Raw genomic sequence first — 16,026 nt, forward strand, 5'->3', positions numbered from 1 at the left:
CCTCCTTTGAAGTATTATAACAAATAATTACCGTAATTACAATGACAGAATATCAGCCAAAATACTCTTGCATGAGAGATTTTTTCAAGGTTTCCAGTTCTTCTAGTGATTTTTGAATTGCCAATTGTGATTTGTCTACCTGAGCCACAAAGTCTGCGAACTCGTTTTGGAGGGAAAGAGGGGGGAGGGGGAGGGTTAATTCTTCAATCTGATTTTTTGTTATCGCTTGACGAGTAGCACCTGAACTTTCTCCTATTTTCTGTAGCAAACTCTTAAACTCGGAAGTTATTAGAAGTTGATTTAAAAATATTGGTGATAATAAGTGCTTTTTACAACGAATTATAGAAACGTGCTGATTAACTCTCGCAGGCAAAATAATTTGTGGAACAATACAACAACGAGATACAGATGCACCTGTAATATTCAGCAAAACATCGTCAGATTCAACAATTACATTATTTAATTTTTCAGCCTGAACATTAGTTAAATAAGCTAAATCTTTGAAAATAAACTTACCATCATATACATTCATACTTCTAATGAGCGCTATCCCTTCGTTGACATAACTTTCTCTTCCTCCTCTAGGTGTAGCCCCTGAACCAATTTTTAATGCTAATTTTGATAATCTATGCTTTTCCCAACCCATTTCATTCAAAACAGGATCTCCAAACATCTCGTTAAATCGGGATTTTACAAGGTTTGAGAGTAATTTAGATTGATGTCTTCTTTTTAAAATCTGATTATCTAAATTCTCTAAATTTTGTATAATCTTTTCTTGAACATCAATATTTTCATGGAACGTAACTTCAAACTCCGAAAATTGAGTTTTATTGATTATTGGGACAACGGGGGCATTGGAAATAAAATCTAATTTAGGTTTATTATATAGCAATAAATATGCTAAATATTTAGATAAAATTAATTCATTTGGAACAATTGCATTAATTTGTTGATTAAATGATAGTTCAGATTCAGAAATCATAACTTTACCAATTATACCTATACAAGTTACTAATACCGAATTTTTGGGGACGATTCTGGCACTGTTTCGTGCATTCTCAGATATATAATTTTTATTCCCTTTTGATGTCGAAATTTCATCAGTAGTTTTAAAATCATCTGGTTTTATAAAAGGGATATCATTGCTATTATAAAATTCCGATAGTTTTTTACTAGGTGTATTTCCTGTAATAATTTTTCCAAGATCACCCAACTTCACTTTCTTCACGCAACCACCTCCTCGAAATATCGGGATTTTACAAGGTTTGAGAGTTCTATGAGTTGCTGATTACGTAGAGTAATTATTTGATTTATTTTAGTTAAATTATTACAAATTTCTTGCTGAATACTATTTTCAACAATAGGGACCTCTATATTTTTTAAGTACGTTAAATTAATGTTATTCTGAGCCACTCCTCTACTATCGTTTCTTACTCTATTTTTAATAGAAAGAAGGAAAAAATAAAGATATTCTTTTAATACTTTTTCAGACTTTAAATGTAAACCTGCTATAGCCTGATTTGTTGCAGCATCAATATCTAATATAGCTACTTCACCAATAGTAGCAAAAATAGTATACAATATCGTACCTCTTGAAAATAATTTTGCAGAGGAAAACCGCAACCCTAAATCTGTAATATGTTCTTCAACTTTAGAGATGTATTTTGAGTTTATATCTTTTATTTTTACCCAAGGTATATTACCTTGAACCCAAAATTCTTGCTTATTTCTTGAAGGAGTACCTCCTGCTTGTATCTCACAAATTTCACCTAGTTTCACTTTCTTCATGCAACCACCTCCTCGAAATATCGGGATTTGACGAGCAAGTTCAATTCATTTAACTGAAAATTTCGTTTGGCAATAACTCTCTTGATTATATTAAGGGTATTAACAATATTATCTTGAGATTCAGGATATAACAATTCTAACTGTAGATTTAATAATATGTTCTTGTTCAAATGAGGAATTGTAGCCCCTGTTGCACGATCTCGTAAATACTGTGACTTACTTTCTAAAAATAGAGCCAAATAATCAGATAAAATCTTATCTTTGTAATATTCATTCTGTTTTAGGACTGTGATAGTACTGCCAATAGCACCTGACAGTCCATATCCAATTGTTCCTGCATTAGCGCCATCCCATGCTATCAAAATATCTTCAGGGAGGACTTCAGTTATATTTAAACTATCAGTAAATTTTAAATTATCGTCATTTCTCAAATCATCGATTTGAATATAACGTTTACTTTGACTGGTTTGTAAAGTATGAATATCAGCTTTTTTACCTTTTTTTAGAGAAATCACTTCCCCCAACTTCACTTTTTTCATACGTGCATCTCCCTACTTTAGTAATTCTTCTAACTCTGCTAAGCCAGCTTGAATTTCTTTTTCTAGATCATTGATTTTCTTTAAGATGACTTCTGTTGGTTCATACTCAACTTTTTCATACTCGATTTCTTTGTATTTATTGATGGACAAATCAAAATCATTCTCCTTAATCTCATCAACTGGAACAAAGAAGGACTGGTCTGTTCTCTTGCGATCTGCTTCTTTCTCTAAATGATGGAATCGTTGAATAATATCTGGAATATCATTGTCGCTGATAGGTTGTCGTTTATCATCCAAGCTCAGACCGTCTGCTTTCATATCATAAAACCAAACCTTATCCGTTCCACCATTTCCAGTCTTAGTGAAGATAAGGATAGCGGTTGAAACTCCAGCATAAGGCTTGAAAACACCACTCGGCATCGAAATAACTGCATCTAGTTTGTGATGCTCAACAATTTCTTGACGAATCCCTTTATGAGCTTTAGAGGAACCAAATAGAACACCGTCCGGTACAATAACAGCTGCACGTCCACCTGGCTTCAGAGTGCGTAAGAAAAGGGCAAGGAAAAGCAACTCTGTCTTTTTAGTCTTAATCGTAGCCAGCAAATCACCAGAGGTTGAATCATAATCAAGAGATCCTTTGAAAGGTGGATTGGCTAAAACTAGAGTATATTTATCAGCTTCTTCGTTATCTTGAGAGAGAGAATCTAGATAGCTAATTTGGGGATTTTCAACGCCATGAAGCATCATATTCATAGCCCCAAGTCTCAACATAGTGGTATCTGTATCATTTCCATGAAACATAGTATTGTGGAAATGCTTTACACTGTCAATATTTGTTTGCCACTCTTCTTTTCTTCGGTCTAAATAGCGACTTGCAGAAACTAAAAATCCTGCAGAGCCCATGGCAGGATCTGAAATAATATCCTTAATTGTCGGTTGCATGAGTTCAACCATCATATCAATGATATGACGAGGCGTACGAAATTGACCATTTGCCCCTGCCTGTGATAATTTTGACAATAGATACTCGTAAATGTCACCAATATCTTTTATATCCGTAGGTAACTCATCCAGAGCAGCTATCGCTTTTTGTAAGGTAGCAGGTTTATTGATTTGAAAAATTGCATCCCTCATATAACGTGAAAAAGCTGTATCGTCAGTATCCCCCTTCAGATTCTTAATAAATGGAAAAATCTCTTGTGACATCAGGCGATAAACTTCTTGCGCATCTCCTAAGTTCTTAAATGTTGACCAACGATATTCTGGTTTATCTTTTGGGAAAATTCCCTCATAGGGAATACCTAGAAATTCAGCATCATTTTCTCGTCCAAGTTCAACTCTGTCCAAATCCTTCATAAATAAAAGATAAGTCAATTGCTCAATGTTAGTCAAAGGATTCGCATTTCCTTCAGTCCATAACATTTCCCACAATTGATCAATCTTATTCTTTAATTCACCTGTAATCATATTTTACCTCTCAAAATGTTTCAATTTTAAAAAACTGTCATTTAAAATCCTAAAACTTCTTATACCCCATTTTATCAGAATCCTAGGACATTATCAAAAAATTATTATAGTATCTACAGAAAAAAGCCTCTTGGAGGCTTTTTGTCATTTCACGATATCTTTATACATATCTGGTCTTCTATCTCTAAACAAGCCCCAGTTTAGGCGTTCATTAGCTCCCTTATCAAGGTCATAAGTGGTTAAGAGGATTGCTTCATCTTGTCGTTCGGCTTGACTTAAAATAGCTCCTGTTTCATCGGTCATAAAGGATGAACCGTAGAAGTTTAGACTGGAAGTTTGCCCCCCATTTTCTTCACAAGGAGTAACTTCTTCCAAACCATAACGATTGGCTGCGATAACTGGCACAATATTTGCTGCTGCGTGTCCTTGCATGGTACGTTGCCAATGACCACAACTATCTGTATCCAAAATAGGCTCTGATCCAATAGCTGTTGGATAAAAGAGCAATTCTGCGCCATTTAGTGCAAGGCAACGAGCTGTTTCTGGGAACCACTGATCCCAACAGATCCCGATACCAATCTTGGCATAGCGAGTGTCCCAGACCTTGAAACCAGTATTTCCAGGAGTAAAGAAGAATTTCTCCTGATAATAATGATCGTCTGGTATATGAGTCTTCCGATAAACTCCTAATTCTTCTCCATCTGCATCAATGACAGCAATAGAATTGTATAAGACATTACCGTCTTTTTCATAGAAACTGATTGGTAAAACGACCTTTAGCTCCTTGGCAATTCCTTTAAAATGCTGAATAGCCGTATTTTCTGATACCGACTGGGCATACCGGTAGTAGTCATACTGACGCTCCTGACAGAAATAGGGACGTTCAAATAATTCTGGTAAAAGAATGATCTGGGCTCCTTGCTCAGCAGCTTGTCGAACTAAACGTTCAGCTGTTTGGATATTGGTTTCCACATCCTTAGCGCATTGCATCTGAATGGCTGCAACCGTTACATTTCTCATCTTTTTCTCCTATTCTGGAATTTGTTGGGTAATGCAGTGGATATTTCCACCACCTAATAGAATATCTCTTGCAGGAATTCCGACAATTTCACGGTCTGGGAAACACTGGCTGAGAACATCCAAGGCCACTTGATCGTTTACATCCTGAAATTGTGGCACCAAGACAGATTTATTGGCGATATAAAAATTCACATAGGAAGCTGCTAGTCTTTCACCCGCATAACGCTCCTCTTCGCCTTCTTCATAAGTATATCCAGGCAAATCCTCCTCAGTAACTACTTGATGAATAGCTGGGATTGGGAGTTTATGAATAGTGAAACTCCGGCCTTTTGCATCGGTTTCCTTCTCTAAAAGAGCTAGATCTGCCGCAGACATGGCATACTGGGGATCACTTTCGTCGTCCGTCCAAGCTAAAACAAGTTCTGCAGGACCAACAAAGGCAGCAACATTGTCGACGTGTTCATTTGTCTCGTCTTGATAAATGCCGTAAGGCAACCAAATGACTTTTTCGGCACCAAGGCTCTCTAGTAAGGACTTTTCAATCTCCTCTTTAGTCAGGAGAGGATTACGACCAGGACTGAGCAAGCAACTTTCGGTCACAAGTATGGTTCCTTGACCGTCACTGTGTATAGCTCCGCCTTCCAGTACAAATGGTTTAGCATCGTAAACAGGTATCTCTAAAACTTCTGCAAAGCGACTGGCTACTTGGTCATCTGCTTCATAGTCTTGGTAGAGACCATCAACAGCACCACCCCATGCATTGAAAGACCAATCTACCGCCAACTTTTCCCTTTGATCATTGAGGAGAATGGTCGGACCTGTATCACGAGCCCAGGCATCATTTGTTGCGACATCTAGATAAACAACCTTGTCTCCAAGATAGGATTGCGCTTCAGATAGATAGTCCTCCTCAACCAAAAGGTAAACTGTTTCCCCTTCTGATATGGTCTCGATGATCTGAGTAAATGCTTTTTTTGCAGCTTTTCCTTGAAAAGGCCAAGACCCTGGTCGAGTAGGCCATATCATGAGAGTCCCATGATGGGGTTCATACTCTGCAGGTATACGATAGCCTAATTTCTTTGGACTGTCCATCATGATAATCTCTCCTTAAAGTCTTGGTAGTCAAATGCTTTGACTAGACTGCACTCACCCTCTTTATCCATGAGATACAAACTTGGAAGTCCAATCCCGTTAAAGGTATTATTTTTGACAAATGAGTAAATAGCCATGTCTTCAAAATAGAGGCGATCGCCGATTTCAATCGGTTTTTCAAAGCTGTAATCCCCAATGATATCCCCTGTCAGGCAAGTATTTGAAGATAGTCTATAAGTATAAGGTTTTTCGTGCGCTTCAAATCCATTTCTTAATGGTGGGCGATAAGGCATCTCAAGAACATCTGGCATATGGCAGCTTGCTGAAGCATCTAACACTAAGGTCTCAATCCCGTTTTCAACAATATCCAAGACTTCTGTCGCTAGATAGCCCGCATTAAGGGCAATGGCTTCTCCTGGTTCGATATAGACGTCAAGGTTATAGGTTTCTCGAATTCGCTTAATCTCAGAAATCAGCAAATCCACATCGTAGTCTTCTCTTGTGATGTGGTGTCCGCCGCCCATATTGAGCCATTTGACTTGATGCAAATAGACACCAAACTGGTCTTCTACTGCTTTCAAAGTCGTTTGTAAATCATCTGCCCCTTGCTCACAGAGGGTATGAAAATGAAGTCCGTCAACCAAATCCAATAAATCACTTGGTATCTTTTCCAAAGTTACTCCAAAACGAGAGCCAGGAGCACAAGGATCATAAAGCGCGTGGTCCCCCTGCGTTGAACATTGAGGATTGATGCGAAGACCGACACTGATACCAACTTCACGACAACGTTGACCATATTTTCGTAGTTGTCTCTCTGAGTTAAAAACAATATGATCAGATATTTGGAGCAACTCTTCCATGTCAGCTTCTTTAAAAGCAGGCGCAAATACATGGACTTCTCCTGGAAATTCTTCCCTAGCCAACTTCGCTTCATAGAGTCCACTAGCCGTTGTACCAGAGAGATACTGGCTAATTAGGGGATAGGTTTTATAGAGAGAATAAGCCTTTTGAGCTAGCAAAACCTTACAACCTGCCTTTTCCTGAACCTGTTGCAGAATGCTACAATTTTCTTCTAGTTTTGCTAAATCAATGACATAAGCTGGCGTTGATACTTGTTCTAACTTCATTAGTCCACCATTTGTGGATTTTCAACCACAACCCATGGCAAGCCGTATTTATTCAAAGCTTCCATGAATGGGTCTGGATCCAACTCTTCAAGGTTATAAACTCCAGGCTGTTTCCAAGTACCATCCATCACTAATTTTGTCCCAATCATAGCAGGAACACCTGTTGTGTAAGAAATTGCCTGTGAACCAACTTCTGCGTAGCACTCCTGATGGTCGCAAACATTGTAGATGTAGATAGTCTTTTCAACGCCATCTTTGACACCTGTAAAGATACAGCCGATATTGGTTTTTCCAACTGTACGTGGACCAAGGCTTGCAGGATCTGGAAGCAAGGCTTTCAAGAATTGGATTGGTACGATTTCTTGTCCGTTAAAATTAATAGCATCTGTACGAAGGAGACCAACGTTTTCCAAGCATTTCATGTGAGTTAGATAGGATTGACCAAAAGTCATAAAGAAGCGAATGCGTTTGACACCTGGAATATTCTTTGCTAATGATTCGATTTCTTCATGGTGGAGGAGATACATGTCTTTTTGACCAACTTGAGGGAAATCATACTCACGTTTGATAGACATAGCTTCAACTTCTACCCATTTTCCATCTTCCCAGTAAGAACCTGGTGCAGAAACCTCACGTAGATTGATTTCTGGGTTAAAGTTTGTCGCAAATGGATAACCGTGGTCCCCACCATTACAGTCTAAAATGTCGATATAGTGGATTTCATCAAAATAGTGCTTGAGGGCGTATGCTGAAAAGACGCTGGTTACTCCTGGGTCAAATCCAGAACCAAGAAGAGCTGTCAAGCCAGCTTCTTTGAATTTTTCTTGGTAAGCCCATTGCCATGAGTAGTCAAAATAAGCCGTAAATCCAAGCTCTTTGCAGCGTTTCTCATAAATCGCACGCCATTCAGGGTCTTCTGTGTCCTCAGCCTCATAGTTGGCTGTGTCGATATAGTGCACACCTGTAGCCAAACAAGCATCCATAATGGTCAAATCTTGGTATGGTAGAGCTACGTTCAAAACGACTTCTGGTTTGTAGCTTTCAATCAAGGCAATCACTTCTTCTACCTTGTCTGCATCAAGAGCAGCTGTTTCAATCTTTGTACTTGTTTTACCCTCTAATTTAGCCTTCAAGTCATCACATTTTGACTTTGTACGGCTAGCAATCATAATTTCTTTAAAAGTTTCGCTATCTTGGCAAATCTTTGAAATAGCAACTTGGGCAACGCCCCCACATCCAATAACTAATAAACGACTCATTTTTTTCCTTCCTCTTCTTCTAAAATGTCTTCTACATACTTAGGCAACATAAAAGCACCAATATGCAAGTTTGCAGTGTAGTATTCCGTGAAAAGCTGGCGTTTTTTCCAACCTTCCTTGTCAAAATCTTTGACAGGGTGGTATTTTTTCGATGCAAATCCAAACAACCAATAGCCCGCTGGACTGGTCGGAATATGGGCCTGATAGACCCGGCTGATTGGAAAGGCTTGATTGACCTTGCGGTGCATGCTGCGGCATGCTGACTCATCTTCGTCAAAGAAAGGACTACCATGCTGATAGATCATGATTCCGTCTTCTTTCAAGGCTCTATAGCTATTGCCGTAAAATTCCTTGGTAAAGAGCCCTTCCGTATGGCCAAATGGATCTGTCGCATCGTTAATGATAATGTCGTAATCATTTTCACAGTTTCTCAAAAATCTTAGTCCATTTTGGTAGTAGATGGTAACACGAGGATCATCTAGCCCCGCAGCAAAGTCTGGGAAATATTCTCGACAAACCTCAACCAGCATCTCATCTGGTTCCACGATATCGATTTGTTCCAATTCTGGATAGAGTGTTAATACTTGGGCAACACCACCGTCACCACCCCCTATTACCAAGACTTTCTTTGGATTAGGGTGCACAGCCATGGGAACGTGGACCGTCATTTCGTTGTAGACAAAATCATCTGCATCCGAGAACAAGACGTGCCCATTTAAAATCAAAATCTTTCCAAAAGCTGGAGTATCTAATACTTCAATATCCTGCCACTCACTTTTTCCAGCATAGAGTTGTTTGGCAGTTCTCAAGGACAATTTCACATCTGGAGTATGAACTTCAGAAAACCATAAATCCATTTAGTTCTCCTTTCTCTTAATGACATTGATGTGATTGACCTCTGGATCTTCCGTTCCTTGGAGGGAACAACCACGTTCTTTAGCAAATTGGATATAATCGACAAGACCTTGTGTAATGCGTTCACCGGGCGCTAGGATTGGAATTCCTGGAGGATAACACATGACGAATTCCCCGCAGACTTGCCCAACTGATTCGTCCAAGGTTAAGCTTCTTCTCTCTGAGTAGAAGGCTTCCTGAGGAGACAGCACCAACTCTGGTTGGATATATTCTCCAGCAATCAGGTCTTTTCCATCTCTAGAATAAAGTCTCTTGATATCAGCTAGAGCACCAACCAAGCGTTCAATGTCTTGGATACGGTCACCAATCGAAATGTAGGCCAAGATATTGCCAATATCACCAAACTCAATCTGAATGTCATATTCATCCCGTAAGAGATCATAAACTTCAATACCTGTTAGACCGATTCCCTGAGTGTAGACTGACAGCTTGGTCACGTCAAAATCACAAACGGTCACGCCATCTACTAACTCTTTTGAGTAGGCATAGTAGCCACCGATGGCATTGATTTCACGACGAGCGTACTCAGATAGCTCAATGACCTTCTCAAATGACTCTTTACCACGAAGGGCCAGATTGCGGCGTGAAATATCCAAACTAGACATTAACAAATAGGATGCTGATGTTGATTGGGTCAGGTTGATGATCTGACGAACGTACTCAGGATTCATCTGATCCCCAACTAAAAGAAGTGAACTTTGTGTCAAGCTACCACCAGATTTATGCATAGACACTGCTGACATATCTGCTCCTGCATCCATAGCAGATAGAGGAAGTTTATCTGTAAAGTGGAGATGAGCTCCGTGTGCCTCGTCTACTAAGACTTTCATTCCTGCAGCATGGGCCATCTCTGTTAGCCCCTTAAGATCTGAACAAATACCATAGTAGGTTGGATTGTTAATTAGGATAGCCTTGGCATCTGGATGGTCCTTAATAGCTTGTGCCACACGATCATTTTCAAGCCCCAAAGCAATACCGATTTTGGGATCCACACTCATCTCGATATAGATGGGAATAGCTCCACATAAAACGAGTGCATTGATGGCTGACTTATGAACATTTCGAGGAAGGATGATTTTATCTCCCGCTTTACAGGTGGAGAGAATCATAGTTTGAACGGATGAAGTTGTCCCGCCAATCATTAAAAAGGCATGGGCAGCTCCAAAAGCCTCTGCTGCTAGCTCTTCTGCATCTCTGATAATCGAAATGGGATGTCCTAGATTATCCAAAGGCTTCATAGAATTGACATCAATACCAACGCATTTTTCACCTAAAAGTTCAACTAACTCTGGATTCCCACGACCACGCTTATGACCTGGCACATCAAAAGGTACAATCCTTTTTTTTCGTAACTTAACTAACCCCTCATAAATGGGAGCTTGGTTCTGATTTAACATTATATAAACATACTCCTTTACTTTATTTTCTACACCTGAACTAAAATCAGGTGTTATAGGATACTTATGAAAAAAGAGCAGGTTGGCACCTGCTCTACAATCTACTGACGTGTTTATGTTTGTTTCTTTTGAGTATGTCTGTTCCTGATGTTTCCTAACTCTCTAGTAGCAAATATTACGTACTTTATTGATCGTTTCACAAGATGACGTGTGCTTTCACCACACTAACAAATGTATACGAATTAGAACTAATGTTCTAACATCAACTTATAAAAGTAGGCTTTTAACCCTATCAATAATGTGGCTTTTCAACCACGCTTCGGCATTCAACCCTGCCTGTCCGTAGGCATTTTTTACTCGGGTTTATATTTGCTAGAAAACATCATCTCATTTTCTAAGCTTCATTACTATATCATGTTTTCAGAGACTTGTAAAGTATTTTTAGAACTTTTTTTAAATAAATTCATTTTTTCGTTCGTGAAATTGCTTTAGTTTAAAAATGGAAATCGTTTTAAATTAAAATCAAAAACAAAAAAAGGAACTAAATAAATTAATTCCTTTAGATAGGCATAAGCAAAGCTAACTATTCAAAATAGTATTTACTCATCACGCGCTACTTTGGCAGCTAGTTCAAAATCAGTCATCAAATAATTTTCATCTAGACGGATAAGACTATAATACTCATTCCAAAATAGAGAGTCACTGTTACTTGACCACTGTAATCCATACCACAATTGAGTGACATCACTTGTATGTGATGGGGGGATTGACCATAGATGCTTTTTAAAAGTTTCTTGAACAAGTGAAACATCCAGTCGACTAGTCAAGTCGAGTTTATCCAATTTCAAAATTATAGAATGTTCTTTAGCTGCTTCAATGCTTTCCTTGTTAAATCGAATCTGAATAACCTTGGAATCTTCTAAAGCCACATTCTGGTCCTCAGCACCGTAAAAGGAAATACTCGCCAGTACTATGCCATCTTTTGCCAGGAGATAGGGAGCGTAAGGAACAGCATTGCTATCCAGTCTGAAGCCTTTTTCGATAGTGACTGACTTATCGCCTGAATACTTTTGGAAATTGCCATCTGTCAGGAGATCTTCGTAGTCGCTAGCACCATCACCTTGTCTTACATAGATATCAAATCCAGCTTCCATCAGATCACTGGCTTTTGTTTCTGCTAACGTGATTTTACTTTCATTAATTTGCAAAATCGGTGCTTGGGGTGGGAGTCCAATCGTGAGATTAAACATGACTCCTACTAGAAAGACAAGGAAGGTTATAAGAAGGGCAAGTAATGACTTTCCAGTCCTTTTTCTTGCATTGAAAAGGGCCATTAGAGCAGGTAGGAGGATCATTTTGGCTAAAATAGAATTCCCAACTCCACCTCTATTTAAAGTCTGAAAAGCAAACATCCCCGCGATTGCAATCAGGGATAGGTAGACCAAAATCTCGCCTAGACCCAGTTTTTCTGTTCGAGTTTGTTGATTTACAGGGGTTTCGTACAATGACTGCCCATTCTCTCTCCTCTTTTTTAGAAAGAGATAAAAGCCCAGACCGAGTAGCAGATTAAAGATTGCAAAAACTATTAAAGTACCTATTATCGCCGTTCTAGCCATGGCTCTCTACTCCTTTAAGTTCTCTCTCAAATCTTATTTTTCTCTTTAATGTCCAATTCCCAACTAATAAAACCAGCAAGAAGAAGGGTGCGCCTTCTATGACCACAATGGGCAAAGCCAGTAGAGCAATCATCAAAAAACTAGCTTTCTTTTGACGCCAACTACCGCCCCATTCTCCGTTTATCAGTACCCCCAAATAGTCGATGTAGTCAGTAAACCAAGTCACTAAGGGATTTTGAAAATCATTGAGCCTTAGGTAAATGAACATAGCAGAATTAAGCAAAACATAAAGAATTCCAAGGACTAGAATAATCTTTTGACTAGTTCGAGTAGCCTCTAGAACGATTTTTTCTCTCTTCTCTGGTTTTATTTCCTTGAGACTTGGATTCTTACAAGAGAGTTTTTCAAATCTATAGGCCAGAAATCGGTAGAGATAATACTTTTTTATATCACGCTTCATAAAATCCCCAATCTAAGAAGGACACTCAATTATAAATCATGGTCTAAACATCTAATTTCAAGGAATTGCCTTCCAAATAGACTGCTTTTGACTCAGTGATCTTGATTTTTTGATCTTCTGAAAAGCCAATGGTTTCACCGTCCTTTAAGGTGACATCACTGCCTAAAACATACTGAAGAATAGACAAGAGGAAATAATATAAGTCATCGCTATTCATAGGAGACTCGATAATCTCAATCTCAGTTTTTCCAAATTCTTTCAAACCATAAGTGTAAATACTAGTTTTATCTCCCTGGTTGATAATTCCCATGTAAATCCAGAGTTGAAGGGGAAGCATTTCTTCTTTCAAAAGGTCAGCCAGGTCTAGATAAAGATCTTTGGGTAAGAGCAAGGTTGTAGAACCCTGATAAATACCAATAGCTGATTGACTAGTTTTTAGGATAGAGGCATTGACTTTAGTTAATAAAGAATAAGTTTCTACTGGCGAAAGATTGTCAGACAGGATAGAAACAATAGCATGTTGGGTATGCTCCTGTGTTTCCTTCTCAACATCCTGCCAGAGGTAAGAATAGGCATACAATTCTTCAAATTCTTGACTTGGGATAGGCAAATCCATTAAAGCTAGCGCAACGAGAGCACCATCAATCACAAAGGTTGCACTAGAATCGTCCCCAGAAACTTCAGAAATTCCAAGCCCCCAGTGAGTTTTCAATTCCTGAATGATCTGGTCTAAAGAATAGGCCTGCTTGCCTTTGAAGAGGGGCATGGACAAGTTCAGTTGTTTTTTCTTCTCTGACTTTTCTTTCTTACTAGTAAATAGATTTTTTAAAAAATTCACAGGACTTCTCCTTTTTCTCATATCAGTTGGAAAGCAAAGCTCTCTTACTCAAAGTAAGTCGCCATACCAAGTTTCCTCATCCTCAAAACCGTAAAATTTCTCATCAAGTAGCCAATTTCCATCCACCAATCTAAGAACAAACTGATGCTTCATTTCTAAAGCATCTTGATAATGGGTGATGACTCTTGCTTCTTCAGCTTTTGTCATGATAAAATCTACAGAAAAATCATTCGTTTGAACGTAGTTATACTCACTTGGGGAGCCATAAGAATTTCGAACTCCTCCTTCCAAGTATTTTTGAGTCACTCGTCCAGTTAGAAGTTGCATTTGCCTCTGAAAATAGTCATCCATAAGTTCATTCCACTTGGGATGAACTTGATTTGCTGGGATGCCAAGGGCTTCTTTTTTCTTATCCAGTGCCCTGTTACGCTCAAAAATTTCCTCTTCTAACAAGGTTAAACTTTTGAGTAAATCAAGCAAGGGTGGGATGATTCTTTCTGCCAGAGTTTGATATTTTTCAGGGGTATTTTTATAGTTCACTCTCATAATAAGCCTCTTAATCATCTTGGATTAATTGCTTTAATTCTAGGTCTGAAAGAAAGCCTTCCATGTAGAGTTTCCTAAGTAAATCTTTATCTACGGTAATTTCATAATAGTCAGTCACAAACTCATGAAATCTCTCAAAGCTATCAAAAAGGTAAGAGAGCAACCATTCTCCGCCATCCTGATCTTGGTAAGTCTGTTGATGCGCATGACCATCATACCAGATAAAGAAGGTTGTTTCATCTTTTTGGTCTTCTGAATAAAGTGAGAGATACTTTTCATCCAGTCCTTTATAAAAACTATCGATGATATCTTGATTCCACTCGTCAGCAGCAAACTGGCTTAAACTACTTTCATGATCAAAACCTTTTATGAGGATCATTTTATCAGTCAAAATCACATCTAAAGAATCACCAGAGCCATTGTCAATAAGATAGCGGAGTCCATAGTCTTCCTCAGTCTTAATCACGAGTCTAAGCCAATCCTCACTCGGATCTGTTAGATACTCATCAATGACCAGAAAGGCATCTAAGCGAGTCTTTATCTTGCCCCAATCAATCTTTCTCATCTCTAAAAACCTCCATCTTATTCTTGCAATTTATCAAGATCACAAGCCCTATAACGAGCTGTTAGATAGCCTGAAAAGCTAATCTGAGGGATATTCCACTCATTAGCCAAATAAATCGAACAATCTACCTGATCACCTAGAGGGGAACTTGCTGAGAAGACATATCTTCCCAAATCCTCATTATTAGGATTTCTTTCAACTTGACCCAATCTGCTAGTATTGAACCAGTCTTTAAACAGTAACCAGATTTGCTCGGCATCTTCGTTTAATAGGGAGACTTTCAAGTTGTAGCTGATTCCGACCCTACATCTTTTTTTGAATCCTGACTCATCAGCCTTACAAACTTTTATCGATCCCTTATCATACTGCCAGTTATCACTATCTAATAGGGGAAATTGAACAGATAGATTGTCTTTAAATCCCTGCATAGTATCAAATAAATTTTTGGAGGCGGCTTCGAATAATTCTAGTTCTTCCATAGTCTTCTCTTTAATTTTCATAGCTAATCACATTTCGATTTAATCTGCATCAACCCAGATCTGGTATTTTTGACAATGGAGACATCTAAACAAATAACCACAGATAGGCCCGTCTTTGACCAAGTAGTCTTCTACCTCTTGATATTCTTCACGCGCTTCATAGTCTGCCAAGACTTGCTCAGCGATTCCCATATCCTTCAATTCTCGAGTTCCAACTGTACCCAAGTAAGCACAATAATCTTGGCAACAAGAAAGCCAATATTCTCCCTGCCAACTAGAGTAGCCTGGGGTCTGACAAAAAAGCAGCTGATTCTTTTCTGGATCCAATTCACCCTGCCACTCGGCATCTTGGATAAATTCTGCATCGAATTTTTTAGCTGCTTGACCGTTTGCAATGCACATTGGGCAAAGGTATTCTATATCCTCGATACAATAAGGGATTAAGTCATAATAAATATTGCTTTCTTTCCCACAAGATGGACAAAGCTTGGCTTCTCCTTCAACAAATGAACCTGTAGCCAAGGGATCTGGATGATAGATAAAATGTGGCAAAGACTGTAATAGCCTCTGTCTCTCCTTCTCCTCTTCTTTTCTTAGAGGACGAGGAAGGGCAAAACGATCGCCATGACTCTGACTCATTTCTTGTAAACGCCTCAGTTTCTTTATCTGTTTTCGATCAGGTTTGTCTAAGATTTCGGTAAATAAGCTATAGGCACTGGTGTAGAGACCCAATTGCTCATAGAGGTCAACTAAGACTTTTTTAGCTTCTAAATCCTCAGACTTAGCTAATTCATCAGCCAAATCATAGAGTGCCGCAACACTGGAAGAATTTCCATCTTGTTCCAGGTATTGCTTTTTTAAAGTAATATACTTTTCTAGAAATGGATTCATGGGACTACCTTTCTAATGGAATAT

The 16,026-nt window shown here is 38.7% G+C and carries 16 protein-coding genes and 1 pseudogene; all 17 read right to left on the minus strand.

What is annotated here, in order from left to right:
* Positions 1 to 52: 52 nt before the first annotated feature.
* Positions 53 to 1,228 (minus strand): restriction endonuclease subunit S, encoded by a 1,176-nt coding sequence (locus tag QM887_RS00780; protein WP_414270078.1) that lies wholly within the window; start codon positions 1,226 to 1,228, stop codon positions 53 to 55.
* A complete protein-coding gene (locus tag QM887_RS00785; protein ID WP_414270079.1) occupies positions 1,225 to 1,788 on the minus strand; it encodes a restriction endonuclease subunit S in 564 nt (187 codons plus the stop codon). Before QM887_RS00785 ends, QM887_RS00780 begins: the two co-directional genes overlap by 4 nt.
* Before the next feature lie 11 nt (positions 1,789 to 1,799).
* Positions 1,800 to 2,327: pseudogene (locus QM887_RS00790) on the minus strand (restriction endonuclease subunit S); the annotation flags it as partial.
* 12 nt (positions 2,328 to 2,339) lie between these two features.
* On the minus strand, positions 2,340 to 3,797 hold the full coding sequence (locus QM887_RS00795; RefSeq protein WP_414270080.1) for a type I restriction-modification system subunit M: 1,458 nt from the start codon (positions 3,795 to 3,797) through the stop codon (positions 2,340 to 2,342).
* 144 nt (positions 3,798 to 3,941) lie between these two features.
* A complete protein-coding gene (gene aguB, locus QM887_RS00800; protein WP_414270081.1) occupies positions 3,942 to 4,817 on the minus strand; it encodes an N-carbamoylputrescine amidase in 876 nt (291 codons plus the stop codon).
* A 9-nt stretch (positions 4,818 to 4,826) separates the two neighbouring features.
* Positions 4,827 to 5,912, minus strand: coding sequence for an agmatine deiminase (aguA, locus tag QM887_RS00805; protein WP_414270082.1), 1,086 nt, complete (start codon positions 5,910 to 5,912; stop codon positions 4,827 to 4,829).
* A complete protein-coding gene (nspC, locus tag QM887_RS00810; protein ID WP_414270083.1) occupies positions 5,909 to 7,036 on the minus strand; it encodes a carboxynorspermidine decarboxylase in 1,128 nt (375 codons plus the stop codon). Before nspC ends, aguA begins: the two co-directional genes overlap by 4 nt.
* A complete protein-coding gene (locus QM887_RS00815) occupies positions 7,036 to 8,295 on the minus strand; it encodes a saccharopine dehydrogenase family protein (RefSeq protein WP_414270084.1) in 1,260 nt (419 codons plus the stop codon). Before QM887_RS00815 ends, nspC begins: the two co-directional genes overlap by 1 nt.
* Complete coding sequence (speE, locus tag QM887_RS00820; RefSeq protein WP_414270085.1) at positions 8,292 to 9,152, minus strand: polyamine aminopropyltransferase; 861 nt, start codon at positions 9,150 to 9,152, stop codon at positions 8,292 to 8,294. The genes QM887_RS00815 and speE overlap by 4 nt, the downstream gene beginning before the upstream one ends.
* Entirely contained in the window at positions 9,153 to 10,607 is a 1,455-nt protein-coding gene (locus QM887_RS00825; protein ID WP_414270086.1) for an aminotransferase class I/II-fold pyridoxal phosphate-dependent enzyme, read from the minus strand. It abuts the gene before it with no gap.
* 599 nt (positions 10,608 to 11,206) lie between these two features.
* Entirely contained in the window at positions 11,207 to 12,223 is a 1,017-nt protein-coding gene (locus QM887_RS00830) for a hypothetical protein (protein ID WP_414270087.1), read from the minus strand.
* Positions 12,216 to 12,683 (minus strand): hypothetical protein, encoded by a 468-nt coding sequence (locus QM887_RS00835; RefSeq protein ID WP_414270088.1) that lies wholly within the window; start codon positions 12,681 to 12,683, stop codon positions 12,216 to 12,218. Before QM887_RS00835 ends, QM887_RS00830 begins: the two co-directional genes overlap by 8 nt.
* 43 nt (positions 12,684 to 12,726) lie before the next feature.
* A complete protein-coding gene (locus QM887_RS00840) occupies positions 12,727 to 13,521 on the minus strand; it encodes a DUF4261 domain-containing protein (RefSeq protein ID WP_414270089.1) in 795 nt (264 codons plus the stop codon).
* Positions 13,522 to 13,569: 48 nt separating this feature from the next.
* A complete protein-coding gene (locus QM887_RS00845) occupies positions 13,570 to 14,067 on the minus strand; it encodes a hypothetical protein (RefSeq protein WP_414270090.1) in 498 nt (165 codons plus the stop codon).
* A gap of 10 nt (positions 14,068 to 14,077) precedes the next feature.
* Positions 14,078 to 14,632, minus strand: a complete 555-nt coding sequence (locus QM887_RS00850; RefSeq protein ID WP_371607771.1) for a hypothetical protein — start codon at positions 14,630 to 14,632, stop codon at positions 14,078 to 14,080.
* 17 nt (positions 14,633 to 14,649) lie between these two features.
* Positions 14,650 to 15,132, minus strand: coding sequence for a hypothetical protein (locus QM887_RS00855; RefSeq protein WP_414270091.1), 483 nt, complete (start codon positions 15,130 to 15,132; stop codon positions 14,650 to 14,652).
* Positions 15,133 to 15,150: 18 nt separating this feature from the next.
* A complete protein-coding gene (locus QM887_RS00860) occupies positions 15,151 to 16,002 on the minus strand; it encodes a CbrC family protein (RefSeq protein ID WP_414270092.1) in 852 nt (283 codons plus the stop codon).
* Between the last annotated feature and the right edge of the window lie 24 nt (positions 16,003 to 16,026).

This window comes from Streptococcus infantis, assembly GCF_047460875.1.
GTDB classification, from domain to species: domain Bacteria; phylum Bacillota; class Bacilli; order Lactobacillales; family Streptococcaceae; genus Streptococcus; species Streptococcus infantis_AA.

Excerpts from the sequence above, each read along its gene's own strand:
- QM887_RS00860 (WP_414270092.1), bottom strand. The coding sequence starts at position 16,002 with ATGAATCCATTTCTAGAAAAGTATATTACTTTAAAAAAGCAATACCTG.
- nspC (WP_414270083.1), bottom strand. The coding sequence starts at position 7,036 with ATGAAGTTAGAACAAGTATCAACGCCAGCTTATGTCATTGATTTAGCA.
- QM887_RS00815 (WP_414270084.1), bottom strand. The coding sequence starts at position 8,295 with ATGAGTCGTTTATTAGTTATTGGATGTGGGGGCGTTGCCCAAGTTGCT.
- QM887_RS00850 (WP_371607771.1), bottom strand. The coding sequence starts at position 14,632 with ATGAGAAAGATTGATTGGGGCAAGATAAAGACTCGCTTAGATGCCTTT.
- aguA (WP_414270082.1), bottom strand. The coding sequence starts at position 5,912 with ATGATGGACAGTCCAAAGAAATTAGGCTATCGTATACCTGCAGAGTAT.
- QM887_RS00845 (WP_414270090.1), bottom strand. The coding sequence starts at position 14,067 with ATGAGAGTGAACTATAAAAATACCCCTGAAAAATATCAAACTCTGGCA.
- QM887_RS00785 (WP_414270079.1), bottom strand. The coding sequence starts at position 1,788 with ATGAAGAAAGTGAAACTAGGTGAAATTTGTGAGATACAAGCAGGAGGT.
- QM887_RS00825 (WP_414270086.1), bottom strand. The coding sequence starts at position 10,607 with ATGTTAAATCAGAACCAAGCTCCCATTTATGAGGGGTTAGTTAAGTTA.
- QM887_RS00835 (WP_414270088.1), bottom strand. The coding sequence starts at position 12,683 with ATGAAGCGTGATATAAAAAAGTATTATCTCTACCGATTTCTGGCCTAT.
- speE (WP_414270085.1), bottom strand. The coding sequence starts at position 9,152 with ATGGATTTATGGTTTTCTGAAGTTCATACTCCAGATGTGAAATTGTCC.
- QM887_RS00830 (WP_414270087.1), bottom strand. The coding sequence starts at position 12,223 with ATGGCTAGAACGGCGATAATAGGTACTTTAATAGTTTTTGCAATCTTT.
- QM887_RS00795 (WP_414270080.1), bottom strand. The coding sequence starts at position 3,797 with ATGATTACAGGTGAATTAAAGAATAAGATTGATCAATTGTGGGAAATG.
- QM887_RS00855 (WP_414270091.1), bottom strand. The coding sequence starts at position 15,132 with ATGAAAATTAAAGAGAAGACTATGGAAGAACTAGAATTATTCGAAGCC.
- aguB (WP_414270081.1), bottom strand. The coding sequence starts at position 4,817 with ATGAGAAATGTAACGGTTGCAGCCATTCAGATGCAATGCGCTAAGGAT.